Source organism: Candidatus Hikarchaeum yamanae (assembly GCF_009889665.1).
GTDB classification, from domain to species: Archaea; Halobacteriota; Halobacteria; order Halobacteriales; family Hikarchaeaceae; genus Hikarchaeum; species Hikarchaeum yamanae.
Genome location: NZ_WTZR01000012.1, coordinates 1 through 25,265 on the forward strand (window position 1 = coordinate 1; position 25,265 = coordinate 25,265).

24 protein-coding genes and 1 pseudogene are annotated in these 25,265 nt (G+C 40.3%); 18 read left to right on the forward strand and 7 right to left on the reverse strand.

Going from position 1 to position 25,265, the window contains the following annotated elements:
• Together ACM9H2_RS05235 and ACM9H2_RS05240 are read left to right on the forward strand one after the other, a co-directional pair.
• Positions 1–933, forward strand: a 933-nt coding sequence (locus ACM9H2_RS05235; protein WP_415488934.1) for a hypothetical protein, incomplete at its 5' end; no start/stop codon positions are given.
• Positions 934–981: 48 nt separating this feature from the next.
• Positions 982–1,266 carry a hypothetical protein gene (locus ACM9H2_RS05240; RefSeq protein WP_415488936.1) on the forward strand — a complete coding sequence of 95 codons (285 nt, stop codon included), beginning with the start codon at positions 982–984 and terminating at the stop codon, positions 1,264–1,266.
• Positions 1,267–1,288: 22 nt separating this feature from the next.
• Here the strand turns inward: ACM9H2_RS05240 and sucD are convergent, their stop codons facing one another.
• Both sucD and sucC read right to left on the reverse strand, forming a co-directional pair.
• A complete protein-coding gene (gene sucD / locus ACM9H2_RS05245; protein WP_415488938.1) occupies positions 1,289–2,155 on the reverse strand; it encodes a succinate--CoA ligase subunit alpha in 867 nt (288 codons plus the stop codon).
• Position 2,156: 1 nt separating this feature from the next.
• A complete protein-coding gene (gene sucC, locus ACM9H2_RS05250) occupies positions 2,157–3,302 on the reverse strand; it encodes an ADP-forming succinate--CoA ligase subunit beta (RefSeq protein ID WP_415488940.1) in 1,146 nt (381 codons plus the stop codon).
• Positions 3,303–3,370: 68 nt separating this feature from the next.
• Here sucC and ACM9H2_RS05255 point away from each other — a divergent pair, with 68 nt between their 5' ends.
• The 6 genes from ACM9H2_RS05255 (at position 3,371) to ACM9H2_RS05280 (ending at position 10,011) form a co-directional block, all read left to right on the forward strand.
• Positions 3,371–4,363, forward strand: coding sequence for an NADPH:quinone reductase (locus tag ACM9H2_RS05255; RefSeq protein WP_415488942.1), 993 nt, complete (start codon positions 3,371–3,373; stop codon positions 4,361–4,363).
• 162 nt (positions 4,364–4,525) lie between these two features.
• Positions 4,526–5,512, forward strand: coding sequence for a phytoene/squalene synthase family protein (locus tag ACM9H2_RS05260; protein ID WP_415488944.1), 987 nt, complete (start codon positions 4,526–4,528; stop codon positions 5,510–5,512).
• Between the two features lie 4 nt (positions 5,513–5,516).
• Positions 5,517–7,001 (forward strand): phytoene desaturase family protein, encoded by a 1,485-nt coding sequence (locus ACM9H2_RS05265; protein ID WP_415488986.1) that lies wholly within the window; start codon positions 5,517–5,519, stop codon positions 6,999–7,001.
• Positions 7,002–7,003: 2 nt separating this feature from the next.
• Entirely contained in the window at positions 7,004–7,840 is an 837-nt protein-coding gene (locus ACM9H2_RS05270; RefSeq protein ID WP_415488946.1) for a prenyltransferase, read from the forward strand.
• Entirely contained in the window at positions 7,837–8,643 is an 807-nt protein-coding gene (cruF, locus tag ACM9H2_RS05275) for a bisanhydrobacterioruberin hydratase (protein WP_415488948.1), read from the forward strand. The genes ACM9H2_RS05270 and cruF overlap by 4 nt, the downstream gene beginning before the upstream one ends.
• A gap of 102 nt (positions 8,644–8,745) precedes the next feature.
• A complete protein-coding gene (locus tag ACM9H2_RS05280) occupies positions 8,746–10,011 on the forward strand; it encodes a PQQ-binding-like beta-propeller repeat protein (RefSeq protein ID WP_415488950.1) in 1,266 nt (421 codons plus the stop codon).
• 18 nt (positions 10,012–10,029) lie between these two features.
• Here ACM9H2_RS05280 and ACM9H2_RS05285 read toward each other — a convergent pair whose 3' ends face one another.
• Both ACM9H2_RS05285 and ACM9H2_RS05290 read right to left on the reverse strand, forming a co-directional pair.
• Positions 10,030–11,043: an amidohydrolase family protein gene (locus ACM9H2_RS05285; RefSeq protein WP_415488952.1), complete on the reverse strand. Its 1,014-nt coding sequence runs from the start codon at positions 11,041–11,043 to the stop codon at positions 10,030–10,032.
• Between the two features lie 47 nt (positions 11,044–11,090).
• Positions 11,091–12,320 carry an HD domain-containing protein gene (locus ACM9H2_RS05290; RefSeq protein WP_415488954.1) on the reverse strand — a complete coding sequence of 410 codons (1,230 nt, stop codon included), beginning with the start codon at positions 12,318–12,320 and terminating at the stop codon, positions 11,091–11,093.
• 103 nt (positions 12,321–12,423) lie between these two features.
• Between ACM9H2_RS05290 and cofD the strand changes: the two genes are divergently transcribed.
• The 6 genes from cofD (at position 12,424) to ACM9H2_RS05320 (ending at position 16,436) form a co-directional block, all read left to right on the forward strand.
• The gene (cofD, locus tag ACM9H2_RS05295) at positions 12,424–13,413 is read left to right on the forward strand and encodes a 2-phospho-L-lactate transferase (protein ID WP_415488956.1); all 990 of its coding nucleotides are present in this window, start codon (positions 12,424–12,426) and stop codon (positions 13,411–13,413) included.
• Positions 13,410–14,003 carry a DUF447 domain-containing protein gene (locus tag ACM9H2_RS05300; RefSeq protein ID WP_415488958.1) on the forward strand — a complete coding sequence of 198 codons (594 nt, stop codon included), beginning with the start codon at positions 13,410–13,412 and terminating at the stop codon, positions 14,001–14,003. Before cofD ends, ACM9H2_RS05300 begins: the two co-directional genes overlap by 4 nt.
• Positions 14,004–14,051: 48 nt before the next feature.
• Entirely contained in the window at positions 14,052–14,402 is a 351-nt protein-coding gene (locus tag ACM9H2_RS05305; protein ID WP_415488960.1) for a hypothetical protein, read from the forward strand.
• 67 nt (positions 14,403–14,469) lie between these two features.
• Complete coding sequence (locus ACM9H2_RS05310) at positions 14,470–14,652, forward strand: 30S ribosomal protein S17e (RefSeq protein WP_415488962.1); 183 nt, start codon at positions 14,470–14,472, stop codon at positions 14,650–14,652.
• 83 nt (positions 14,653–14,735) lie between these two features.
• Entirely contained in the window at positions 14,736–15,770 is a 1,035-nt protein-coding gene (gene asd / locus ACM9H2_RS05315; protein WP_415488964.1) for an aspartate-semialdehyde dehydrogenase, read from the forward strand.
• Between the two features lie 99 nt (positions 15,771–15,869).
• Positions 15,870–16,436, forward strand: coding sequence for a hypothetical protein (locus ACM9H2_RS05320; protein ID WP_415488966.1), 567 nt, complete (start codon positions 15,870–15,872; stop codon positions 16,434–16,436).
• A 12-nt stretch (positions 16,437–16,448) separates the two neighbouring features.
• Here the strand turns inward: ACM9H2_RS05320 and ACM9H2_RS05325 are convergent.
• Positions 16,449–17,735, reverse strand: a pseudogene (locus ACM9H2_RS05325) (malic enzyme-like NAD(P)-binding protein); the annotation flags it as partial.
• Positions 17,736–17,882: 147 nt separating this feature from the next.
• Between ACM9H2_RS05325 and ACM9H2_RS05330 the strand changes: the two are divergent.
• On the forward strand, positions 17,883–18,341 hold the full coding sequence (locus ACM9H2_RS05330; RefSeq protein ID WP_415488968.1) for a COX15/CtaA family protein: 459 nt from the start codon (positions 17,883–17,885) through the stop codon (positions 18,339–18,341).
• A 23-nt stretch (positions 18,342–18,364) separates the two neighbouring features.
• On the opposite strand, the gene ACM9H2_RS05335 is transcribed toward ACM9H2_RS05330, so the two are convergent.
• Both ACM9H2_RS05335 and ACM9H2_RS05340 read right to left on the reverse strand, forming a co-directional pair.
• On the reverse strand, positions 18,365–19,765 hold the full coding sequence (locus tag ACM9H2_RS05335) for a replication factor C large subunit (protein ID WP_415488970.1): 1,401 nt from the start codon (positions 19,763–19,765) through the stop codon (positions 18,365–18,367).
• A 268-nt stretch (positions 19,766–20,033) separates the two neighbouring features.
• On the reverse strand, positions 20,034–21,251 hold the full coding sequence (locus ACM9H2_RS05340; RefSeq protein WP_415488988.1) for a proteasome-activating nucleotidase: 1,218 nt from the start codon (positions 21,249–21,251) through the stop codon (positions 20,034–20,036).
• A gap of 196 nt (positions 21,252–21,447) precedes the next feature.
• On the opposite strand from ACM9H2_RS05340, the gene ACM9H2_RS05345 reads away from it, so the two are divergent.
• The 3 genes from ACM9H2_RS05345 (at position 21,448) to ACM9H2_RS05355 (ending at position 25,062) form a co-directional block, all read left to right on the forward strand.
• Positions 21,448–21,708 (forward strand): MarR family transcriptional regulator, encoded by a 261-nt coding sequence (locus tag ACM9H2_RS05345; protein ID WP_415488972.1) that lies wholly within the window; start codon positions 21,448–21,450, stop codon positions 21,706–21,708.
• A 64-nt stretch (positions 21,709–21,772) separates the two neighbouring features.
• A complete protein-coding gene (locus tag ACM9H2_RS05350) occupies positions 21,773–22,993 on the forward strand; it encodes a metallophosphoesterase family protein (RefSeq protein ID WP_415488974.1) in 1,221 nt (406 codons plus the stop codon).
• Positions 22,990–25,062, forward strand: a complete 2,073-nt coding sequence (locus tag ACM9H2_RS05355; RefSeq protein ID WP_415488976.1) for an AAA family ATPase — start codon at positions 22,990–22,992, stop codon at positions 25,060–25,062. Before ACM9H2_RS05350 ends, ACM9H2_RS05355 begins: the two co-directional genes overlap by 4 nt.
• Positions 25,063–25,265 lie beyond the last annotated feature (203 nt).

Genomic DNA, 25,265 nt, shown 5'->3' on the forward strand with positions numbered 1-25,265 from the left:
GATCACGAGGATCATGGGGAAGAAGATACTAAGAAAGAAGTTCCAAAAGAGCAGGTTTCCTCGATTATAGCACCCGGGGTACCTACGTTTGAGATCCTATCAGAACATCCAAGGAAATGTATGAATGATAATGAGGTTGTAACTAAATTTGTAGACGTATTTGGAGTCTATGTGATTGCCCCAGAAGATGCAACGGATGAATATGTCCTGCATACTGCAAATGTATTGGCACAATACATAGACAATGACGAAGATGGGGTTCCAGATGATCCAAAGGTGTTGGATATACTTGTTGAGGGGGGTTTTGTTGCCCCAGTGTGGAAGAGCGATGACAGGGATAAATTTTGGGAAGCAAATAGGGGGACGCCTTGCGAGAATGGTCTAAGAACTGCTGCAAGCGTGTATTATGGTTCAGATAGTGGAGATAACTGGGCAATTGGTGGGATTGAAAAGTCCTATGAAGAAAAAGGAGTTCCAGGTCCGTGGGATACCAATATAGAAGAAATATGGCATATTGTTTCATATGGATGGTACGAAGCATATCCAGAATATTTTGGAGATAGAGAGGACAGATCCTCTAAACTTACTGTTGCGATGGACACGGCTCGTGGTGGTTACTTTAGAGAGACACCTAAGCAGTACCCAGACGGTGCTTGGTATATCTACGATAATGGGGAGGGTGGATATGGGGGTCAGGTCCACGAATATTTTTATTGGATAGTGGCGACAAACATTGGTGCATTGGATCCCGCGCTCACAGGTAAATGTGTGTTCACCGATTCAGAGGGAAATGGCCACCTCAATCCTGAATGGGGGATTTGTACACGCGAAGAGTTAGAGCAAAAAGACGTCTTAGCATTTGAACTGCTCAATGATTATGGGTTTAATCTTCCGACAGGGATACCGGATGGAAGTTACAAGAGTGAACCATAATAGGTAAGGGTCAAGTTTAATACAACTGGTCGAGAGGATAAATTAAGTATGCATTCATGGGAAGTTACATGTGTTGAATTGGGAGAAGAAAGTAAGCATGATGATTGCAGGGCTATTGAAAAAATTGGATTTAAAGTTGCAAGTCAGATACGAAAAAGAAATGTGGATCAGGCATGCAGCATGATAGAATCAGATCTAACAAGATATCACGTAGTAGTAAATGGTGAAGAAATAGCACTAGTATCTGCAGTTTCAGGTGAGAAAAGATATGTTCGTACAGGAGGATCTGACACGTCAGAGGATCCGCTCATGAAGCTTGGAAACTGTGAATAGAAGTAAGTGACAATCTCTTAGTTTAAAGGAATTTTTTGACGTGATCGGTTACTTCGGATGGGGTTTGTCCAACAGAAACTCCTGCAGCTTCAAGGGCTTTAATTTTTGATTGGGCAGTTCCGGTTCCGGTCCCAGAAACGATAGCGCCTGCATGACCCATACGTTTTCCAGGTGGTGCCGTCCTTCCTGCGATAAATCCAACAACTGGAGTGGTCATATTCTCTTTTATAAAATCAGCAGCTTGTTCTTCATCTTCACCACCGATTTCTCCACACATAACGACTACCTTAGTATCTGGATCAGCTTCAAATAGTTCGAGGCAATCGATAAAATTTGTTCCAATTATAGGATCTCCACCAATACCAATTACAGTGGTTTGTCCGAGATTGGAATTGGTTAAATTTGAAGCAACTTGGTAAGTAAGGGTCCCGGACCGTGAAACAAGACCGACTGGACCGGGGGTAAAAATATCACCTGGTAAAATTCCTAGTTTTGTTTCTCCAGGAGTGAGGATTCCGGGGCAATTTGGACCCAAAAGTCGGGCGTGGGGAGGGATGGAAAAATTAACTTTCATCATATCGTGAGAGGGAATGCCTTCAGTAATGGCAACGACGAGTTCAAGTGAGGTATCGAAGGCTTCAAATAAGGCATCTGCAGCGAATGCGGGTGGTACAAAAACGACTGAAGCATTAGCATCATTTTCATCCATAGCGGAATCAACAGTATCATAGATAGGAATTCCATTGAAATCCAATCCGCCTTTTCCAGGTACCACACCTGCAACTACATTGGCACCATAGTTTATCATTTGTTCAGTGTGGAATGCACCCTGACCCCCGGTAATTCCTTGAACAATTATTCGAGTGTCTTTATTCACCAATATGCTCATTTCAATCGCCTCCTTTTGATGCCAATTCAATGGCACGTTGAACAGCGGATTCAAGTGTCGATTCGACGGTTAGGTGGTCTGTATTTAGAATCTCCATTCCCTCTTTTGCATTTGTTCCGTCGAGGCGAACTACAATCGGTTTTGGAAGTGTATCAAAATTTTCAAGTGCGTCGTTTATTCCCTGAGCCACTTCATCCCCTCGAGTTATACCTCCAAAGATGTTGAAAAGTATTGAATCAACATTTTCATCTTCAAATAAAATCTCAAGTGCATTTTCGACTCTAACTGAGTTTGCCCCACCACCGATATCAAGGAAGTTGGCTGGTTTCCCACCGTAATGGTCAACTAGATCTAGTGTAGTCATAACCAGTCCGGCTCCATTTCCAATAATTCCAATATTACCGTCTAAACGGACATAATTAAATCCGTATAGATCTGCTTTTGATTCCAATTTATTGTTGTTTCTTATATCCCGGAGATCGGCTAATTTTTTCTGTCGGAAAAGTGCATCGTCTTCTATGTTCAAGACTGCATCTGTTGCGATCACATCTCCGTCCTTGGACACCATTAGAGGATTAATTTCGGTTTCGGTCGCATCGGAAGTTTCCCAAATGTTGTAAAGAGACAGAAGTATGTTGGCGACTTTATCAGTTAGTGTTGGAGAAATTCCAGCATCCAGTACTGCAGTTTTAGCTTGAGAATCGGAGAGACCGAGTAAAGGATTTACATAAGTTTTAGATATGGCATCAGGAGTGGATGATGCTACTTGTTCGATGTCGATACCACCTTCAGAAGACACCATGGCTACGGGCATTCCAGAACTTCGATCGAGAGTGACTCCAAGATAGATTTCATCTACGAAATCAATAGCCTGTTCTACCAAAACTTCATATACCAGATAGCCTTTCAGGTCCATTCCTAATATTTTATTTGCAGCTATTTCGGCTTCGTTATCATTTTGCACCAGGGTGATTCCTCCCGCTTTGCCTCGGCCACCAACATGGACTTGTGCTTTGATCACTGCGGGATAGCCTATTCGATTGGTTTCCTCTAATACTGTTTCAACAGAATTGGCCAATCCAGACGGAGGGATTGGAATTCCCCCGTCTGAGAAAATAGATTTTGCTTGATATTCATGCAAACGCATTGATGTAAAGTGAAACCCTGTGGATGTTAAATCTCATGATTTGATAAAAAGTCTATTTTGAATAGAATATGATGATTTATCCGCATGGGAATGGTATAGTAATCATGCGAAAGGTGTGCTTCCATAAGTATGGGGGAGTGGAGGTTTTACAATTAGAAGAAATAAAATCTCGGAAACTAGAGGGGGGAGAAATTAGAATCAAAACTAAGGCGATTGGGGTAAATCCCGTTGATACTTATTTTCGAGGAGGTGCATACAAAGTGCCCCAGCTTCCATGGACACCGGGATCGGATTTTGCAGGAGTAGTGGAGGAAATAGGATCTAAAAAAAGCGATTTAAAAGTGGGAGATCGAGTGTACGGTACAGGGCTAGGTCGAGACATAGATGGGACATATTCAGAATCCATCATAGCTCCACAAAATAATCTGGCTGTGCTCCCAGATCAGATTGAATTTGAAGAAGGTGCTGCGATTGCACTAGTAGGAGTTACGGCTTGGCGTGCACTTGTAGATCATGCGAATCTAATATCTGGTGAAAAATGCCTAATACATGGGGGAAGTGGGGGGGTGGGGCACGTTGCTGTTCAAATAGCGGAGGGGATTGGAGCAGAAGTAACTACCACTGCTAGATCAGAATACCATGAAAAATTAAAGCAATTGGGGGCGAAACATGTTTTTGACTACAATGTGAATAATCTTACAGAATTGATTGGGAATACAGGGCAGATGGATGTAATCCTCGATCATCGGTGTGATGAGTATATGGAATTGAATATCCAAGTTGCTAGTAAAAATGCAAGGATAGTAGGCATTGGGCAAGAAGATACCCAAGTAATAATTCCAAACTTTGCAATTGCTCGGGCGAAAGAGTTAGAGCTGTACATGATGAGCATGTTCAATACTCCAAATATTAGTACTATTTTGGATGAGATTTCTAAAATGATGGTAGAAGGGTCACTAGAAGTTTCCTTAGCAAAAAAATATCCACTAGAAGCGGCGGGAGAAGCCCAAGAGAGGATATATAGTCAAAGTAATATGGGAAAAATTGTGATTATTCCCTAAGGAAAATGCAATGGAATGCAGGGAAATTATTAAAATTGTAAGTTATATTTATTAAAAGCAATATATCGTATGCCATATTTGGTCAGCTTTTTAAAGGGGAGATTAATAGAAGAGGTAGAAAGTCAACTTCGCTGTGAGATGCGGATTGTTTGGTGGTTATAAATGGTATCTGGTGAACAAATTAACAAAAGTAAAAGCATACAGCAACAAACGGGGAAAACGTTCTATTTTGCTACTTTGTTACTACCTAGAAGGGTCAGATATGCAACTCATATTTTATACGCATTTTTTAGGATTGCAGATGAAGTTGTAGATACATCCGAGAACAAAAATTCTCGGACTAAAATTAAACAGCTCGATGAGATACAAGAAGCAGTTCTGGGCAAATCTTTAACAGAAGATCCGTCCCTAAAAGCATTTGAGGAATTGAGAAGGAGATACGACATTCCAACTACAGAAATAGTAGCATTTTTAGAGGCCATGCGGATGGATATTTCTAAAAACAGGTATACAACTTTCGAAGAAGTAGAGGAGTATATGCGGGGTTCTGCGGTTACTGTTGCAAATATGATGGTATCGATCATGAAAGTGGAAGAGACTGAAGAGATTACTAGATCTGCCGCAGCTTTAGGAAAGGCATTCCAATTGACGAATTTCCTCAGGGATGTAAGAGAAGATATTATAGAGTATGATCGATCATACATGCCGAAGGAAACGCTCGAAAAGTACGGAGTGGAATACAAAAATATAGAAGATCTAGAATTTTCAGAATCGTTTGCAGAAGTGATGCGGGAAGAAATTACTAGGGCTGAGGAGTTTTATAGAGAGGGAGTTGAGGGAATCAAATATTTACCGGAAGATTGTCAATTTGCAGTGTTATTGGCATCTATTTTATATGCAGATCACCATCGTTTGATCGTAAATCAGGAGTATGATGTTTTGACTCGAAGATCTACATTGAGCATGCCTGACAAAGTTGCATGTTTAATCAAAGGTTGGTGGCATTTGAGAGTGACAAAAGATCCTACAACTACATTTTATTTATCCACCAGAATGTCAAATGGCGTGATGGAAGAAAATCAACATGATGGGAAGGTTTTAGGTCGTGTTTTTGATGTGAAGGGATTGTTAATTAACTTTCAAAAATGAGGAGATCAAAGTGTCCGATAAATCTGCCGTTATAATTGGGGCCGGTGTAGGAGGGTTATCATGTGCGTGTTACTTGGCGCAAGAGGGTATGCAAGTAACAGTGGTAGAAAAAAATGAGCAAATAGGAGGGAGGGCTTCTGTTTTAGAGAAAGGTGGATTTAAATTCGATATGGGTCCGTCATGGTATCTTATGCCAGATGTATTCGAGAGATTTTTTGAATTTTTTGATCGGAAGCCAGAAGATTACTATGAGATAATTCGATTAGATCCACATTACAGGATATTTTTCAAGGATCAAAAAACGGTGGACATAGTTGCTGATGTTGAACAAAACAAGCTTGTGTTTGAACAAATAGAAAAAGGTGCCGGAGAGGCTCTTGGGAGATACCTAGATAACTCCAAAAGAACTTATGAATTGGGTATGCAAAATTTTGTGTATAAAGATAGGCCACGTTTGAGGGATTACATAAGCTTGGATGTATTATTAAATGCGAATAAAATAAGCTTATTTGGTTCTATGCAGAAACACGTTAACAAGTATTTTTTAGATTCGAAGTTGCAACAAATTATGCAATATACGTTGGTATTTTTAGGAGGATCTCCAAAGAATACTCCGGCTTTGTACAACCTAATGAGTCATGTTGATTTTAATTTGGGAGTATACTACCCGGAAGGGGGGATTGGGAAGGTTATATCTTCTATTTCAGAATTGGGAAAAGAATTGGGAGTAACATATAAGCTAGGTTTCGAGGTAGATTCAATTGAAAATGAAAATGGTTTATTTTCTGTGAAAAGCAAAACGGGGGGAGAAATAAAATCAGATGTGGTAATCAGCAATGCAGATTATAATCATACAGAACAAGTTTTACTCCCGATAGAAAAAAGACAATTTGATGAGAAATATTGGGAATCTCGAACTTATGCCCCATCTGCGTTTTTAATATATCTGGGTGTGGAAGGGGATATCGATCCATTAATTCACCATAATCTAGTCCTCCCTACAGATTGGGATGGTCATTTTGAAGAAATATTTACTAAACCTACATGGCCAACAGATCCTGCATATTATATATGCGCACCTTCGGATACTGATGATTCAGTTGCCCCAGAGGGATGTAGTAATCTATTCATATTAGTTCCCATAGCAGTGGGAATTAAAGATGGGAAGAAAATGAGGAAGGAGTACAGAGACAAAATATTAGCAGATGTTGCAGAAAATGTGGGTGTGGATATAAGAAATAGAATAATACTAGAAGAGCATTTTTCCATATCCGATTTTTCTAGGCGGTATAATAGTGCAAAAGGATCAGCTCTGGGGTTGGCGCATACATTAATTCAAACGGGCCCCATTAGACCAGATAATCGTTCGAAAAAAATGAAAGGCATGTATTTTACAGGTGGGTATACTAGACCTGGTATTGGAGTTCCTATGTGCCTAATAAGTGGAGAACATACAGCAAAAGCCGTTATTGAAGATTTAGAGAGATAAATATGAATGTAGAAAGGTATATGAAGTTAATTGCGACTTCACGGCCTAGATTCTGGTTGTATTTAGCGGGTCCGGCACTAGTGGGTGCTGCATATGGGATAGATACGGTTGCTGGTCTGATGAGAATGGAAGTTGTTCTGATTATATTGTATTTTTTGATTCCAGCTAACTTCTTAGTCTACGGAATTAATGATATATTCGACTCGAAGATTGATCAAAAAAATCCAAAAAAGAAATCTAAAGAGACTCAATACAGAGGGGGGATTGAGTTGCCTATTTTGGTGATATTGAGTATAATTTTAGGGGTGGCATTAATGAGTATGCTTACCGCGAATTCCATTCCGTGGATGATTGGTTTTCTATTCCTAAGCTGGGCATATAGTGCACCTCCATTTAGATTCAAAACGAAGCCGGTCTTTGATTCTTGCTCAAATATTTTGTATATATTTCCAGGAGTTATTACGTACATAGTAGTTTCAGGCTCCAGCCCACCATGGCTTGCAATAATAGGAGGATGTTTTTGGGCGATGGCGATGCATACTTTCTCGGCCATTCCCGATATTGCACCAGATAGGGAATCAAAGATTGAAACACTGGCCACATCGCTGGGTCAAATGGGATCCATAGTCTACTGTGGAAGTTGTTGGTTGATTGCTTCAGGATTATTTGCGATGGTAGATATCAGATTAGGGATACTTTTGTCAATTTATTTGGTAGTATTGGGAGTGATAATGTTGAGAAAAATAGAAATTGGAGTAGCATATTGGTGGTATCCAAGAATTAATGCGATAGTAGGGTTTCTCCTAGTTATTGGGGGGCTTTTGAGGATTGCAACGTGAGAGAAAAATTAGAATTATTAGTACGTGAAAATCGTTTGGTTTTGGCGATAGTGATGCCAATCGTAGGGGCCGTATTACTAGTTGCAAGTGAAGAGATGATATTGCCAGCTTGGCTTTCATTTAATCCATACATTGTGTTGATGGGGACTGCATTGATGAGATTGCCACTAATTGTTGCAATCATGCCACTTATAAATAGAAGAAATGGTGTGTTGTTATTACTATTGACAGTTTATGTATACATAATTGAATTTATAGGCATAAATCATGGATGGCCATATGGTAATTTCCAATACTTAGTTGAATTGGGACCTATGGTTTCGGGGATTCCAATGGCACTCCCGCTATTTTTCATCCCGCTGGTGTTGAATGGTTATTTGTTAACATTGTTAATCGTTAAAAAGTCGAGGTTGGATCGAAAAATAATAATCCCAATGGCTATTGTATTAGTCATTTTGATAGATTTGGTTTTAGATCCTGCTGCAGTTTCTCTTGGTTTTTGGTCTTATGGAGAGGGGGGAGAATTTTATGGAGTCCCGCATACAAATTACCAAGGATGGTTAATTAGTGGAGGAATAGCGGTGTTGGTGGTTAACAGTATGTTTGATAGAAAAAAACTTCTGGCCCGTATTGATCAGTGTGAATTTGGACTAGATGACATGGTTAGTTTTGTATTATTATGGGGTTTGGTTAATACGTTCTATGGTAATTGGATTCCAAGTGCGATTGTAGGAATTCTTATCGTTGGTTTGTGGTGGGTGGATCGAATTGATATTGCAAGTATTGTGAACAAAAATAACTGAATATAAATTTTTGGAGATACAGAAAAGGGCATGGATGAAATGAAAAGTCGGAGGGAGATCCTTCAGATATCGAGTTTGGGGGTATTGGGTTTAGTGGGATGTATGGGAAATTCAAAAGCAGATAAATGTTTAGACGGGACTGAGAAAGAGAAGAATGAATATCAAGAGGGGAATGGTACGGAAGGAGGATGGCCTCATTTTGGATGCAATCTTACAGGAGATCATAAAAATTATGGAGCAAATCCAAATTCGGATGCGATGGAATTGGCGTGGGATAATAGATTGTCTATTTCGAGTACGTCGGCCATGCGGCCATTAATAAGAGATGATGTGGTGTATGTGGGGTGGCAATCGATCACAGGAATTGGGAAGCTATACGCATTAGATGCTAATCGGGGGGAACAAAAATGGGTTGCGGAGTATGAAGGTGGAGCACTTTTGCCAGGATCAGTTATGGAAGATAGCATATATGCAGGGAGCCCAGATGGAATTCACTCTTTTAGTGTAGAGACGGGGGAGTTATCATGGTCATTCCGTCCGGAGGGCGACTGGAAATTCGTAGGAGGAGTTAGAGGAATTGATAAATTATATGCGTTTGGGATTAGTAAAAATAAGATAGACGGATTGTATGCGGTTGATCCAGAGACAGGGGAGATAGAATGGGAATTTAGATCAAGTGATATATCCGGTCTTTTTGCAGTCCAAGGGGATTCGGTATATACAGGAGGGGGTGGCAACATCCATAGAATTTCAAAAGTTGATGGATCAGAAATCTGGTCGGTTCCGATGGGGTATGGATATAAAAGTGGGCAAATTGTTGCAAATGGAGAGACTATATACGCAACTGGGAAATCGAATCAGGAGAAGGAGGAGAAAATATTTGCAATAGATGATTCTTGTGGGCAGATGGAATGGTCGGTTGTATCGAAGGATGAAAAGTCATGGATGGGCATGGCCGCAAATCCAGAAGAACTCTATGTTTCTGTTCAAAGGGAGGGTACAAAAAATGCATATGGAACTGCTGAAATGATCGCACTGGATCGAGATGGGGGGTCGAGGTTATGGACTATAAAATTAGAAAATATGAGATATGCGTCTGTTGAATTGGGGAATCCAATAATAGTAGGTGACGAGATATATGTGGGCGGGTTGCAAAGAAGAGCAAACAGATCAGATATTGCATATTTCAACGTGATTGGGATTGATCTGCCTGAAGGAACACCAGTCCCAGGTCAAACTCACAGAAGAGAAATAGATAAGACGATAAAGATATCCGAGGAACCCATGTATGTGAGTCCTCCGTCAATTGTAGCGGGGAAAGACACAATATATACTTTAGCGGGCGGAGTGATATCGGCGATGAGATGAAAAATAAAGGGGCTAGATTTAAAGGTAGACTTGTTTAATATCAGAAGGACTTGCTCTCCTAACTATAGAGCTAATTATATCCGAAGATCCTGAAAGATTATTAGAATCCCCATCTAGTACCAAGATTTTAGCTTCCCGGTCGGGTTCGAGGATACCATAATTAAGATCGAAAATTGTTGCCCCGGAAGAAGTGGCCATTCGTAGGATTTCGCGGGGGTCTATATCAAAGAGTTTTGAAACAAACGCCATTTCACGGAAAAGAGAAGGGCTATTTAGCATTACGTTGTCGGTTCCGAGTGCAATAGTAGTGTGGCAAAGTAAATCTTCGATGGGAGGAAGTCCAACTCCAGTGACGATATTTGAACGGGGGCAGATGACAACTGGTGTATTGGTATTTTGTAGATGGTCGAGGTGTTCAGAAGTTGGATGGACCATATGAACCACAAAGTCGGGTTCCAATGCTAGCGCAGTTTCTATATCGGTTTTATCGCGTTCACCCGCATGAATCCCAAATAATTTATTTGCGGTTTTGGTTGATTGTCGTTCGTGGGTAAAATCAGAATCTCTAGACCCACTAGCTCCAAATCCATCTGCAATATCCAAAACATCAATTGTTTCTCTGCCTAAAACGATCGCATCCACGTTGGAATTGGAGTGTGCTTTTTGTAGCATGTTGACGCCGTCAACGCCACCTTCACGGAAATCGGCGAATGCAGCCACCCCAGTACTTTCCATCAGATTGATAGACTTCCTCATTTGAGAGATTAGATCGTCAGGGGTTGCTGCAGCTAATAGACGGTGTTTAAGCCCATCAGGGGGTGCTACTAAGTCATCTAGAGATAATCCGGATCCGGCATCTTTTGCTATTGAATCTCCAATGTGAGTATGGGAATTTATGAAAGCTGGAAGAATTATGTCAGTACTAGAGTTAGCTTCTTCTTCTATATGGGAGATGCGACCATTCTCAATGGTAATAGTGCCTTCGATTAAATCAAATTCATGGCCAAAAAGGATTGTGCCCTGAAGCTGCATAATCACACTTTGCTAGGTAGAGACTTGAATGAGTCGCATGTGTATTGTTAGTTAATGAATTTATCAAGACTAAAATTTTTCTTTGATCGCATAGATATCAGGTGCCCATTTGTTTCGAGATTGAGTTCGTTTTCTGCTGCACTTCCGACTCGGTCTACTAGATTTGTTGGAGCATATACACCGAGACGCCATTGTTCTTTTTGGGCATCCTGCAATGCATCGATGAGGGGAGAATGGTCATGGAGCATGCGAATTTCGTCTCCAACTTTAATTTTTATTTCTTTTGCAGTTGTCGAAGGGGAAGATGGTATATCTATTATTACAGATTGACTATCTATATTGAGTTTAGAGGCTATACGGTTTTCAAATGTATGAATAGAATCATAATCCGCGTTGATGACATCGTCAGGGACATCTTTCATTTCGGCCCAGATTGCTCGTTTGTAGAGATTTCGATTGGAAATTCGCTTCTCGAGAGGGGCGGTTATTGAATTCGATCGAAGGGCGGCGTGTAAATCGTGATCGTCCATATTGCGGAGGTCATTTTCTTTTATAACTTTGGAATCTAGTAAAAACTCAGTTGCTCGGCGTAGTATCGATTTTGAGATTCGTGCTACGTGATGATTGTATACAGTGGGACCCATAAGTGTTCTAGCAAGAAGGAGATTTTCGGCGGCTTGAACATTTCCACCAGATGCCGATAAAACTAATTCATCGTCGATGAAAGTCAGCTCCCGGACTAATCGTCCGTGGTCAATGGCGCCGTAAGGAACTCCCGTATGATGGGCATCACGAACCAGATAATCCATCCGGTCTACATCAATTGAACTAGAGATTATTTGGCCATATTGTCCTTTTCCGATGATTAAATTTGCGATCAGATTGGCATCTAGATTGTGTGTTTCAAGGACTGAGCAGAGGGGGGAAGAAGTAAGAAGCTCTTCTATATTTTCATGTTCAAAACCGATTCTATGGTTAAGCAAGGGTTCAATGTTATGACTATATGGAGAGTGGCCAATGTCATGAAGCATTGCTGCGGCCCGTATATGATTAGCTATTTCCGAGGGGATTTCGAGGTGATTAGTGACCTCGCATGCTAGATGATAAACTCCAATACTATGTTCGAATCTTGTGTGATTTGCAGAGGGATAAACAAGAGAGACAGTGCCCAACTGTTTTATGTGCCGTAACCGTTGGACAGGAGAGGTATCTAGTAGATCCAATGCGAGTCCATCAATAGTGATATGATCATGGACACTGTCTTTAATAGTTTTCATCTAGAAAGGGATAGAATAGGATAACATATAAGTAATAACATATAGAACGATAAGTGGCGAAATATAGGATAAAATTAACACAAAATAAAAGGATGAAACTATTATGATTACTTTGCTTTCAGGGGGAACTGGGACGCCAAAATTATTGTCAGGGATGGCTCAAAAATCAGAGACGATTGTCATAGGGAATACAGGAGATGACGTTGAGATAGGGGACTTGTTAGTTTGTCCAGACTTGGACACTGTGATGTATTTATCAGCAGGAATATTGGATCAAAAGAAGTGGTGGGGGATAAAAGAAGATACTTTTGATACACATGGACGTGTGGTGGGGCTAGCAAAACAAAATGGATGGGATGGGAATCCAAATTTTTTGAAGAAAAACGAACAGATAAGTGGGAGGAGAATAGCAAATTGGCGTAGATTTTCTGGAGCGGAAGAGTTCATGAAAATTGGGGATCGGGATCGTTTGATACACAAGCTTAGATCGTGTTTGATCGAAGAGGGGAAGACACTGACGGAAGTCACAGAAAATCTATGTTCAGTGTTGAAAGCTGGTGTAAAATTACTTCCTATGAGTGATGATCCTGTGTCTAGCATTTTGAGGACAGATCGGGGAGAGATGCACTTTCAGGCTTTTTGGGCAGGGTGGAAAGGAAAACCAGAGGTAGAAAGTATCGAGTTCAGAGGATCTGAGGCGGCTAAAGCAACCAGGCTAGTTGTAGATGCACTGAAAAATGAAGTTATCATCGGTCCGTCAAATCCAGTAACTAGTATTGGCCCTATTTTGTCATTGAAAGGGGTTGAAGAATTGCTATCAGAAACCAAAGTCGTTGCAGTGTCTCCGTTTATAGGAGGTGAATCTTTTTCGGGTCCAATTAAGAAGTTGATGATAGCAAACGGGTATGATGCGAATACAGCAGGTTTGATGAAGATGTATCCATTTGTCGATGCGTTTGTAATAGATTCCACTGATAAAACAAAAATGGATCGTCCAGTAGTAAAAACGAATATAAGAATAGATGGCAAAGTGGATGCAGTTCGAGTATACGAATCATGCCTAAAGGCGTTTGAAGAGGTGGATAAAAAATGAAAAAATGGCCGTTTGAAATTGAAGGTATTGTAGAAGTGGTAGTGACGACGTGTGATGCGTCGAAGGGTTGGAATGTTGCGCTGTTGGGATTGCGAGGGGGAGAAATTATCACTGCTAGGACGTGGGGTAGGACAAGAACGCGTGAAAATTTTAGCAAGGGGAGAGACGCATACGTTCATTTTGTGCGTGATGCGGTTTTGTTTGTAGAAGCTGCACTTTGTATTAAAGAACAAAAAGATCCACATATAGAGGGGTCGTACGCCTGGGCGAAAATAGAAGCAATATCGAGGGGAGGGGGGAGAGAAAGAGGTACAGAATGGGAGGATTGGGATATAAATATACGAGAGGGCCAGATAGTGAAGGAAGAAGTCCCCATAGTGAATAGGGGGCATAATGCAATTATAGAAGCAACAGTCATAGCATCTAGGCTAAGGATATCCCAAAGTAGAGAAAAAGATCTGCAAAAAATTGAAAGTTTGTTGAAAATTGCAGAAAAATGTGGTAATGTGCGTGATTGTGAGGCGAAGGTTCTAGTTGAAAGACTAGTTTTTCAAAATTTTGAAGGGGATAAACAAAGAAAAAAGTTTTAGCGTTGCAAGTTCTCGCAAAGATGCTAATCGGAAGAATAGGAGGAAAATATGGGACGCTATCGAGCTACAGTGGAAAGTGATATTGTGTATGTAGAGGCGGACTTGGGGCGAATAAAGGTGGGTCCTTTGAATACAATAATAGAGATCATAGGAGGTCCATCTTGGACGATTAGGTATGATGATCAGGAACGGGCTAGAATGGATCTAGATACGTCAGACGAGGGGTTGACTATTGATGTGAGAGATACTATTGAGGCGATGACATTTGGAGGGAAATTTCTAATGACATTAAGATCACAACCGGAAATTATTCCGGGGGGAAATAGAGATACAGTTTCACCAAGATTGGGCTTGTTTATGGGTCGTTTGATAGAAAATCTAGAATACGGAGTTAGATAAAGCAAGACCATATTGGGATGATGTCTGATTAGATGAGTTTAAGCCAGAGAATTGACAAACCGGAAGTATGCCAATCAAACCAGCCTACGTCAAGCGTATTTCTCGGGAGTTAATAGAAAGATATCCTGAAAGGTTCTCAGATGATTTTGAGGAGAACAAAGAAACGGTTACACTTGTTACTAATGTTGAATCCAAGAGGGTGAGAAACAGGATAGCAGGATACGTAACGAGAAAAAACAGAAAAAACTAGTAAATGAAAGCGAGACGTGAACCGGAGTTCTATGCGTCAGAGTATCATAATCGTTTTGTCCATCGTCGCACTATCCTGCTAACATGGTAGTTTCGGTAGGTATAATTGGGGCCACGGGAGTCGTTGGTCAACGGTACATACAGTTAATCGAAAAACATCCGCTTTTTGAAATCAAGGTTGTTACCGCCAGCGACAGAAGTGTTGGAAAGTCATACCGGGATGCGGTTAACTGGGGATTGGACACACCCATGCCTAATGACATATCGAAGTTTGAAGTGAAACCAACAGATGCGAAAAGTATTCCAGAAGAAGTGGAAATCTTATTTTCAGCACTTCCCTCTCAAATTGCCTCAAAAGCAGAGCCTGAATTGTGTAAAGAAGGATATATCATTGCATCTAATTCGTCGAATGAAAGAATGAGCGAAGATGTTCCGTTGATCATTCCAGAAATAAATGCAGATCATCTAGATTTAATTGAAATTCAACAAGATAATAGGAAATGGGATGGGGCTTTAATCAAAAATCCCAATTGCTCTGTAATAACACTAGCACCAACATTAAAGGCATTAGACGCATTTGGGCTCGAGAGAGTTCATGTTGCAACACTCCAGGCTGTTTCAGGGGCAGGGTATGAAGGTGTCAAATCGATGCAGATTTTAGACAACGTTATTCCATTTATCCAAAGTGAAGAAGAAAAATTGGAAACAGAACCTCAGAAGATACTAGGAGGGTTAGAAGGGGATAAGATTTTAATGCACAATATGGAGGTATCGGCTTCGTGTAATCGTGTGGGGGTAATAGATGGACATTTGGAGAATGTTTGGGCAGAAACCGAAGAAAAAGTCACAATTGAAAAGGTTAAAAATGCATTTAAGAAATTGAAAGGATTGGAGCTTTACTCATCTCCTGATGTGTTCATAGAAGTTTTTGAGGAGGAAGACAGACCCCAACCTAGATTAGACAGGAATCTAGGGGAGGGGATGTCCATTTCAGTAGGGGGTATTAGGGAAACATTGAGTGGAATCCAATACAACTGTTTGGCTCATAACACCATCAGGGGGGCTGCGGGTGCTAGCGTATTAAATGGGGAACTTTTAATGGGTAGTAAATGGTTCTAAGTAGGGAATTAATTTACAAAGGTCGATGTTCAATTTGGAAATAGAAATGGGAAGAATTTCCGATATGAGTTAATAGGCTTCGGAAGAGATAGTCATTTGATGGGAGATATCAAAAATATCGTTCTTCGTGAAATTTTTGAGAGTGAATTTTCCCAATATCCTCTTTCGAACTATGTTGGAGATTTTTATATGGCAGTGGATGGATCATTCAGGGGGGAAACAAGTGGATTGGGAGTTATCATAGAAACTTACCAGGGGGAGAATGTGTTGAAGATTTCTCAGCAAGGGAATTTTCCAGACAGCAACGCGGCAGAATATGGGGCACTCAAAATTGGGTTAGAAACTTTACTGGGATTTGTAGATCAAAATTGCAGAATCGGGATTATAACAGATCATGATCGGCTCTCCGCAAATATTAATACCATATCAAGAGGGAGAGAAAGGATGGATTTTGAAGACAGAATTTCAGTTCCGAGAACTGTTAAAAAGGATTGGAAGGCAATAATCAAATTCGCTGATATGTGTCAACAAGTAAGATCTGTTTGTATTAAATCTAAAGAAAACCCAGCGCATCGCCTGGCGAACTTAGTTGGTGGATATACGACATATGGGAATGCAGAAAATCAAAGAACTGAGATTCCACCACCTTCTAGAATCGTGCGTTAAGAATCAAAGTGAATTGAGGGCCATATCGTTTGCCATCTGGGATTTTTTGAGCCTAGATTCAAGATTTTTTCGATAGTCATCGAGGTCAATTGAATGCCGAGCTACTCCAGATGTAATCGCAGCTTCAGCAACTTTAGGTGCTACTTCAAATAGGACACGGGGGTCAACTGGTTTTGGGATGATATAGTCAGGTCCGAACTCTATTTTTTCACCACCATATGCTTCAATTACGTCGTCTATAACATCTTTTTGGGCGAGATCTGCTAGGGCCTGTGATGCAGCTACTTTCATATCTTCATTTATATCTTTTGCACGTACATCCAACGCTCCACGGAAAATGAAGGGGAAACCAAGAACGTTGTTAACCTGGTTTGGGAAATCAGATCGTCCCGTTGCCATGATTACAGTGTCATCTCTAACAGCTTTTGCTTCGTAATATCCTATCTCCGGATCGGGATTTGCCATTGCAAATATGATGGGATCGCTTGCCATTGACTGAACCATTTCTTCACTGACTAGTCCTCCGACAGATAGACCCACGAAGACATCTGAGTCAACCATGGCGTCAGCGATATTTCCATCTTCTTCGCTCGCAAATTCTTGTTTATATTCATTGATGTCTTCACGACTCTTTGATAAGATTCCTTTGGAGTCAACCATGACTATGTTTTCTTTTTTTGCACCTAAAGAGACGTAAAATTTTGCAGTTGCAATTGCACTTGCGCCAGCTCCAGAGAATACAATTTTAAGATTAGAGATATCCTTGGAAATTATATCTGCAGCATTGAGTAATGCAGCTCCAGAAATTATTGCAGTTCCATGTTGATCGTCGTGGAACACAGGGATATCAAGTTTGGATCGTAATTGCCGTTCGATCTCGAAACATTCCGGTGCTTTAATATCCTCTAAATTGATCCCCCCGAAGGTTGGTTCAAGTGCTTTTACAGTGGAAACAACCTCTTCGACAGTAGTTGGGCTTATCTCGATATCAAAAACGTTTATATCGGCAAATCTTTTGAAGAGGACTCCTTTACCCTCCATGACAGGTTTCGATGCAGAAGGACCAATATTACCCAGTCCAAGTACTGCAGTTCCATTTGAAACAACTGCTACGAGGTTTCCTTTCCCAGTATAAACATAGGAATCTTCTTCGTTATTGTGTATCTCCATGCAGGGGGCAGCTACGCCAGGGGAATATGCCAAGGTGAGGTCCCATTGTGTGTTAGCGGGTTTTGTAGTAAAAATGGCCAATTTTCCGGGAGGGTCTATCTTATGGTAATTAAGTGCTTCATCTTGCATGGATGTTTCTTCGTTGTTCATAACAATAATGGGGGATATGGGGAAGTAAAAAGGATTCTATACGTATAAGATTGGAATTCACTAGCCGTAAAAACAATGAAGGTACTAAATTAAGTAGAAATAAGTAGATACAAGACAACATAGATCATGAAGTCTTATTTTTTAAAAATAGTTACCAGTCTAACGTTTATTCTGTTGATGGTGGGAGTCTATACTAAAGAAGTGGGAGCGGATTTGACGTGTGGCATGAAATGGCCAATGTGTGATGGTGCAATATACGGACTATTCCCCGCAAATTTACCTAGCGCGATCGAATGGTCACATCGTTTTTTGGCGCTTGTTGTGGGAATATTGATACTAGTTGCATTGTATAAATCATGGGAGATTCATGGGAGTAAATCTAGGATAACGAAAGCCGTGTTGTTGGCGGTTCTACTGCTTCCAATGCAAGTGATACTAGGTGCTTTGACGGTAGTAAAATTCGAGTTGTTCTCCAGAGGTGACAGAATTTTGTTTGAGCCGTTGATTAGTGTGTCACACAATGCAATTGGGGTAGTGATATTAGTTTCATTGTTCGCTGCTATGTTATGGGAACGAGAACTATAAGTGAAAAATAAAAAGGAGAAAATTTACAGAAAATTTGACAAGTCGGACTGAGAGGGTTGTTCGTCTGGAGAGGGTTCGGAGTTCTCAATATGGGATGAATCTTGAGGAGATGGAAATACATCTGGAGAAGAATTTTCAACGTGATTTTCGGAGTCTCGTAGCGTGGTTGCTTCGTCAAGTATCTCTTTAACTTTTTTGGTGGTTTTTCCAGATCCAGTTAGATAAGAGATCGTATCGAGTTCTAATTCATACGCTGCAGCTACATGAATTGTCAAAAGTCGATTTTTGCAATTTTGAACCATAGTTTTTAACAAGGGCATTATTTCTATTCGGGAAGTTCCAACACTGATCCCACTCATTTTGGAGATTGATTTTGCGACAGTATCCCGGAGATCGCGAGAGCCTCTAGATGCACCTAGTCTTTGCCAGTATCGAGGAGGGCCATATCGCGTCCATCCACCTTTTGGAGAGGGGTTTCGGGATGCTGCAACTCCCGCGACCATTATATCTCGGGCATATCTCCAATAAGAGTAATTCTGAGTTGTGCGAGTACGAGTGAGCCACGTTTCGGCGCGAGATAGATGGGCATAGGCGCGAGACAATTCGGAGCTATCAAAATCTTTGGGTACGTTTTCATCTATCCAGGATAAAAGGTTGTCTGGTGTTTCATTGACATCGTAAGATGATATGAGTGCATCTCGGGGCTCCAAATTTTTGAAGAGATTATTTAAGAAATCAAATATATTTTCTTCACGGTTTCGAGAGCTAGTTACTATATTTTTCTGAGCCAGACTTCCATCTGTAGACACAGTGGCCTGTAAGTCATTTATGGCCCCACGTAGATCGCCACTATTTTTTTCAGCGATGAGTTCTAGTGCTCCGGTTTCAGGAGAGATAGTTTCGCTACGACAGATGTCATGTAGAATGGGCAGTATTGATCGAGAAGAGATGTCATTAAATCGTATTGCTTCACAGACATTTCGAAGTCCCCTACTCATATTATAATAATCGTTCGCGATTAGAACAATCGGTTGTGAAGACTCTTTGATTAATTTGGTAAGTGCCGCAGCTCCACCTCGGTCATAGGTTCCATGTAAGTTATCTGCTTCATCAAGTATCACGAGTTTTTGCCCAGAAGATCCTCCAGAAATTGTGCCAGTGTTGGCGGCATTGCGTGCAATTCTATTTATTATTTTTGCAGTACGTTGGTCGGAGGCATTTAATTCAATTACATCCCACCCCATGTCCGATGCAAGTGCATGTGCTGCAGAGGTCTTTCCGATCCCAGGACTTCCATGAAGAACAACTGCAGGGGATTGGGGATTCCAGCGAGAAGCCCATTCTAAAAATGTACTAATTGCTTTGTCGTTTCCACGGACTGCATCTAGCGTTTTTGGGCGGTATTTCTCTGTGAGACTTGCCATTGATGATGATATAGATACGAGGGGCTTTAGTGGTTACGGAGAGAAAGATAGGGCATAAGATACTGCAATGTGAAAGGTAGAATATGCCAGTCAGAAAGGAGATATTAAAAATCATGGGAGGAACGGTGATAGTCTACATCGTACTTTTGTCCATACTGGCGATAATTCTGTTTATAATTCCTACAATTCTGCTATAGACAAAAGGGGAGATTGGAAGATTAAAACTTTGGCAAAGAGTAGAAAAGAGTTAGAAAAAATTGCTGAGGCTTTAGGCGTATATGACAGACTCGGAATCGTCGGATTTGCTTTTATCAGTGGTTAATAAATTAACGGCGGTAATGAAATCATCTGCTGATATTTCAGTCCTCTCTTCGCGGATTGCAGTCATCCCGGCCTCAGTGCAAATTGCTTTGATATCGGCGCCACTACTACCAGGAGTAAGCTCAGATAAAAGTTTGAAGTCTATCTTATCTGCAAGATTCATATTTTGAGTGTGGATTGCAAAAATTCTCTCTCTTGCTTCTTCATTTGGAAATGGAATTTCAATTAAACGGTCGAATCTACCAGGACGCAGGATGGCCTCATCGAGCATATCAAAGCGATTAGTTGCTGCTATTAGACGGATGTTACCACGTTCGTCGAATCCGTCCAAGCTAGCGAGTAATTGCATCATAGTTCTTTGGACTTCTGCATCTCCAGAAGTCTTGGACTCTATACGTTGGGACGCGATTGCATCTACTTCATCGATGAAAATGATAGCAGGTTCATTTGCTAGAGCGAGCTGGAATATATCCCGCACCAAGCGAGACCCTTCCCCAATAAATTTATGTACGAGTTCGGAACCTGCTAGTTTGATAAAGGATGCATTTGTTTTGTTTGCAACTGCTTTGGCTAACAGTGTCTTTCCGGTTCCGGGTGGTCCATGTAGCAAAACGCCTGCAGGAGGTTCTACGCCTACTATTTTAAAAATTTCAGGATTCTCAAGAGGTATTTCAACAGCCTCTCGTATTTGTTGGATTTGGTCGTCTAACCCTCCAATGTCGTCGTAGGTAACAGTGGGGCAGTCATCTATTTGCATGGCTTGGGCACGGAGGTCTGTTTCTTCGTCCAATATATGGATAATGGAAAGTGCACTATTGACCGCAACTCTAGATCCGGATTTGATTTCGTCGTGTAGTTCCGGGAGTGAAACGGTGATTGCTTCTTGATTGTTTCCGTGTTGTCGTATTATAATTCCTTCTTTGGAGACTTCTTGAACAGTAGCGATGAATAAAGGAGGTTGGCGTAATTGTTGGTTCTCGTGATTGAGGCGCTCTAGTTTCTGTAAGAATTTGCTATTTTCGGCAGTGATATCTAGCAACTTGTCTTGCATCTCGCTGTTTTTATCGTGGGCTTCTTGTAGTTGCTGAGCGAGGTTCTCAAGTTGTTGTTCTAGTGGTAAATCGTCTTTAGAAGAAGAATCTACACTATCGGTGGCATCCATTATGTTCGGGATTGGGTGCCATTACTTATGAATTTTCGGATGGGAGAATAATGATAGTTTCAAGAGAAAGGAACGTTTCGGGGATTGGTCGTCGGACGTTGGGCATGCCCGAGGGGATGGGTGAAAAGAAGCAGAAATATGTTTTTAGGTAATAAAATTGTATCGAAAATATTAATACCAGACATTATGTAATAGGAGTATGGCTACAGGAATTGGAAGGAATCTGCAAGCAGTTAGTATCGAAAAAAGTAGCAAAGAGAGGCTCCCACCCAGTGCGAAATTGGTATTGAAAGTTTTAGAGTATAATGAAGAATTGACACAAAAGGAGCTAGTACAAGAGACATTACTACCATCCCGCACTGTGAGATATGCCCTTTCGAGATTGGAAAGTGCCCGTCTAGTCAAGGTTAGATTCTCTACATTGGATGCCCGAAAGAGAATATATTCTATAAACACATAGAACTTACTGAGAATATAGAGGCCTAAAGAAAATGATTTAGGAATGAAGAATAGTAGTTACGCATATGGGGCGAATAGTACATACAGGAGATACACACATCGGATATCTTCAATACCATTTGCATTCTAGAAGGGAAGATTTTTTATATGCGTTTAGAGAGGTAGTAGAAGATGCGATAGAAGGGAAAGTCGATGCGATTGTTCATTCTGGCGATCTGTTCCATAAAGCAAATCCAGATCTCATAGATATTGCAGGTACGATCGAGATTCTACAATTAGCTAAAGATGATAACATCCCGATTCTTGCAATAGCAGGAAATCACGAGATGCAACGGGGATTGCAATGGATTGATGTATTTGAGAGACTGGGTTTAGTTACACATCTTGGGAAAACTCCACATACTATTGAAGATGAAGAAGGAGATATTGCGATATATGGAATGGATTACGTCCATCCTGATAAAAGAGAAGGGCTTGACTATCAATTTGAAGAGAGTTCATCGAAATATAAAATTCTAGTTTCTCATGGCCAGTTTACCCCATTGGTACTCGTGCCAGGAAGAAATACATGGGACATAGAATTGGTGTTGAAATCTTCGAATGTTGAATTTGATGTAGTGTTACTTGGGGATGAACATATCCAAAAACAAAAGAAAATAGCGAATGTATGGGTAACGTATTGTGGTTCTACGGAAAGGGCGTCAATAGCAGAACGTGAAAGAAGAAGTTATAATATTATTGATTTGGAGGGCGGAGTGAAAATTGGCACAAAAAATATTCAAACTCGTAAATTTGTATATGTGGAAGAAGAAATTCCAGAAGGGGGGAATATTGAATATCTGTACGAAAGAATAAAAGAAAGGGAACATGAATTTTTAGATGCGATTGTGATTGTTTCCGTGGGGGGCGGGGGGATAAAAATACCTATTGCAGAAATAGAAGAATATTGTAAGAGTAAGGGTGCAATTCACGCAATAATCAAACCGAGTAAAGGGGAGATGGAGGAATTGGGAGTGAGAGAATGGGTTTATTTTGAAGACCCAGCAGAAGTAGTAGAAAATGAGATGGGGTCACTGGGATTGAGTGAAGCTGCACGGTGTATAGATATGTTGGTGAGAGATAGAAACATAGTAGATAGTAATCTCAAAATGCATGTAAAGGAATCAATAGAAAAGATGATGAGTGAATCGGAGAAATTCGAGAAGGTACCCATTCAAGAGGGGGAGGGAGAATCACCAGGAAATGGGGGGGAGAATAATGAATACACTCTCGGGGATTTTTCATGAAATTCAATCAATTACAACTGCAGAATTTTAAGCCATACAAAGAGGTTAAGGTCAACTTCAAAGAGGGGGTGACTATAATTTATGGACCAAATGGGTCTGGAAAATCGACGTTATTGGAAGCATGTTTTTTTGCACTATATGGGAAAGTATCTTCAAGAGGTAGATTGGAAGAGATAATAACTAAAGGTGAAAAAAAAGCACAGATTAGTTTAATTTTCTCCCAGGGCGAACAAGTATTTCATGTTGAAAGGGAAATCACGATGCGGGGAGATGCTGCAGTAACTACGAAGTGCACATTAAAGACTCCAAAAGATGTCATATCAGGTAGCGGTCCAGTTGGGAAAGAAATTGAAAAAATACTAAGCATGAGTTCTGAAGACTTTGTAAGTTGCGCGTATGTTCGCCAAGGGGACATAAATAAATTAATAGAGGCGACCGCGACAGAGAGACAGGCGCTAATAGATGGGCTATTGCAGCTTGGTTTGCTCAAAAAATATGGGGACAGAGTTTCAATATCTCGTCGAGCTGTGGCAGAGATAGCTTCAGAACAAAGGGGTGCGATTGAGGAACTAAATAATCAATTAAATCAGAGATCAAGAGATAATCTATCGAGAGAAATTAAAGAGTTAGAAGGGGAAGGGAATAAGATTGATAAAGAAATTTCACAGCTACAAAAAGACCAGGAAAGGAAACAAAATGAAGTAAAAACACTTAAAGAAATTATTGAGTCTCATGGCGAAGCGCAAAGGGAAATGGGAGATCTGAGAATTAACATCGACAAACTTAGTGAAGATTTAATTGAGTTACGGATTAGCGCTTCCAAGATTAGAGAAGGAATATCAAAGGGGAGGCAAGAGATGCAGGAGAAGACAGAAGAAAAGAGAGAGTTGCAAGAAAAGATAGACAAACTTTTAGAAAGAGGTGGAGAAGAAACTCCCTACGAACTATCCCAGATGGATTCCATTTCAGATAAAATAACTAACTTGAAAATTGAGATAAAGACTAATCAAAATGCAATTGAAAAAATGGAAAAATTGATAGAGGAAGGGAAATGTCCAGAATGTGGAAAGGAGATAGAAGGGGCACCAAGAATTTCATCGTTGCAAGAAGATAAAGAAATACTGTCTGAAAAAAAGCGTTTGTTAGAAGAAATGGGTAGAAAATGGAAAGTGGGTAATGAATTAACAGAGAAATTAAAATTGTATGAAAATACCGGTGGTGAAATTAAGCTAATTCATGTGCAATTGAATACACTAGATACGACTGAAAAAGTAGTGAAAAATGGAATTAGAGACAAGCAAGATTTACTTACAAAAAACCAAACAAAATTGAAAAATTTAGAAGAAAATTCGAGTAAAAAATCGGATTTGAAAGACATCGAGAATAAGAAAAAATTGGCAGATATAGGATTAAAAAATATTAAAGATGAGCTAGAAATATCGAAGAAAAAGAAAGAGGAAATAGGTGTCGAAAAAATACAGAAAGAGTTGGAAAAGAAAGAGCTTAAAAAATTAAATGAAAGGCTCAAAATGTTGGAGGGAGATAAGAAAAATATAGAATCGGTCATGGATGAAAGTGAAAAGTTAAAAAAATTCTACGAAGAACTGAGAGTGGAATTAAGACAGAGAAATCTTAATCGCCTAGAAGTTTTGTTGAATAATACATTTCAAATAATATATCAAAATGATGCATATTCTCAAATTGAACTTGATGAATCGTACGACTTATTGGTTTATCAAAAAGATGGTGAATCACTAAATCCCAGGCAATTATCAGGGGGAGAGCGTGCATTGTTCAATCTAAGTCTCAGGTCTGCAATATACAGGTTGTTGATAGAGGGAACGCAGGGTATAGCCCCCATGCCACCCCTGATATTGGATGAACCCACAGTATTTCTCGATGGAGGTCACGTTAGTAAACTGGGTGAATTGATTAGTTCAATGCAAGAAATAGGAGTGGAACAAATTTTAATTGTAAGTCATGACGATGAGCTACTTGGTTCTGGTGGATCTATTATTACGGTAGAAAAGGAACCTACTTCTAATCGATCGGAAGTGACTACACACTGAGGAAATTTCTTTTATTGTGTTAATTTGAAGAAATATTTTTTTTAGCGATTCGATAGTATCTCAAAGCATGGATTGATCCGAATACACCAAGCAATAAAGAGATAGTACCAGGGATGTATCTTTGTTCAAACCACAATAAGAGGAGACCAATGGAGAATGAAAAGAATGAGAAATTGAATAAAAATACAATGATCCAGAATTGT